Raw genomic sequence first — 1,421 nt, forward strand, 5'->3', positions numbered from 1 at the left:
GTTATGGTGACATCGCAGCAACTGAACAACTTCAGTCGGCGCGACTAAACTATCGCAATATTTTATTGACCATTATTGAAGATGGTATTGCTCAAGGGATATTCCTCAATCCACCTGCACTTAATGTTCAAATTACTATTAACAGCATTATTGGTACGATTAATTGGACTCTTTACGATCTACTCGTTGTCCAAAATCAAAACCTAGAACCTGAAGTCTTAGCCACACAGATATCTTCCCACTTGCTACGGAGTCTGGCACGTTAGTTCCCCCTCCCCCAAACGCTAGATACGCCCTACGAACATGCTCTTGTCCCCTCGCCCTTTCGGGTCTAGGTTAGTTGTTCGCCTTGGAGTCAGTTGCCCTGAACTCTAGCCAACTGTGTTGGCAATTCAATCGCGCGCAAACGCTTTGCAGCTTGCCGCAGACATCGCACCAAATGCTAGTAATAATTCAAAAAGCTGGAGGGCTTGCCGTCAGGCATCGCAGATCAAGAGCATCTGTTCGCATTCCTGGGGCAAGTAATCATAAGACTTCAAATGCTGCACCCTAACCGTCAATTCTTCATCCCAAGTTCTCACGGTGCAACTAAAGTCATTCACTTGAGTGACAATCGCCCAACAGCCGCTTTTACCCCTGAGTTCGGAGTTGTCTTTTGTAAGAACTTGGCAGACTTCGCCAATCTGGTATGTGTTGGGAACTCTCGTCCTTTCCATGATTCGCTGCACGACATCTTTGACAATGCGATGAGATGGTACTTTACCTTTGGCAGAATAAAGCAGCTTGTTGCCATACTTCGGGCTGAATGTCTGGGTCTAGCTTTGTAACCCATATTCCGCATGAGTATATATACTCAAAAATTTGCTCTTCGCAGGTAGCTTCGTCAAAATCTGAATTTTTCCAAAATTGCTAAAACTCAACTTCCATAAACACTTCAGGCTTTTTATCATCTATGGGGAGTCGTAGAACTATTCAAGGTCAAACAGACTAAGTTTATTGACAATAGTGTCAATAAGATTGATTTTGACTCTCAACTCAGTTGCGATCGCAGAATTTAGAATAAATATCAAATACCTGAAAGCATTGTTATATCTGGGTTATGGAAAATCCAAGATTTTTCAACTTACCTGCGGAATGTGGGTTGTAAGTGATCTACTGGAGTTTAGACTAGTTCGCGGTGCGAAACTGGAAATAAAATAAAACAAAATTAATATTAAATGCTCGATAAAAAATATAATATGCAAAGCGATAATATCAACAATCTGAAACTTAGATAAATTCAAATATCTGGTAAAAGAAAGTAATCTTAATGAAGTGATTTATAGCTGGGTATAAAAATAGTAGTTTAGTTAACATTCCTAGCTTGAGAAACTAAAACTCGACCGATAATAGTCAAATTATGAGCGATTATTCCCCAGCCC

General features: G+C 40.5%; 2 protein-coding genes. Both read left to right on the forward strand.

All coding sequences use genetic code 11. The annotated features are described in order from the left end of the window. Positions 1-266 (forward strand): hypothetical protein (locus I8752_RS22230; protein WP_214434443.1); only part of this gene is annotated, 266 nt, incomplete at its 5' end. Between the two features lie 273 nt (positions 267-539). Further along, a complete protein-coding gene (locus tag I8752_RS22235) occupies positions 540-827 on the forward strand; it encodes a hypothetical protein (protein ID WP_214434444.1) in 288 nt (95 codons plus the stop codon). Positions 828-1,421 lie beyond the last annotated feature (594 nt).

The sequence above is a fragment of the Dendronalium phyllosphericum CENA369 genome (assembly GCF_016056275.1).
In the GTDB taxonomy this organism is placed as follows: domain Bacteria; phylum Cyanobacteriota; class Cyanobacteriia; order Cyanobacteriales; family Nostocaceae; genus Dendronalium; species Dendronalium phyllosphericum.

Bases quoted from the DNA above. Each gene is read 5' to 3' on its own strand.
- I8752_RS22235 (WP_214434444.1), top strand. From the start codon at position 540: ATGCTGCACCCTAACCGTCAATTCTTCATCCCAAGTTCTCACGGTGCA.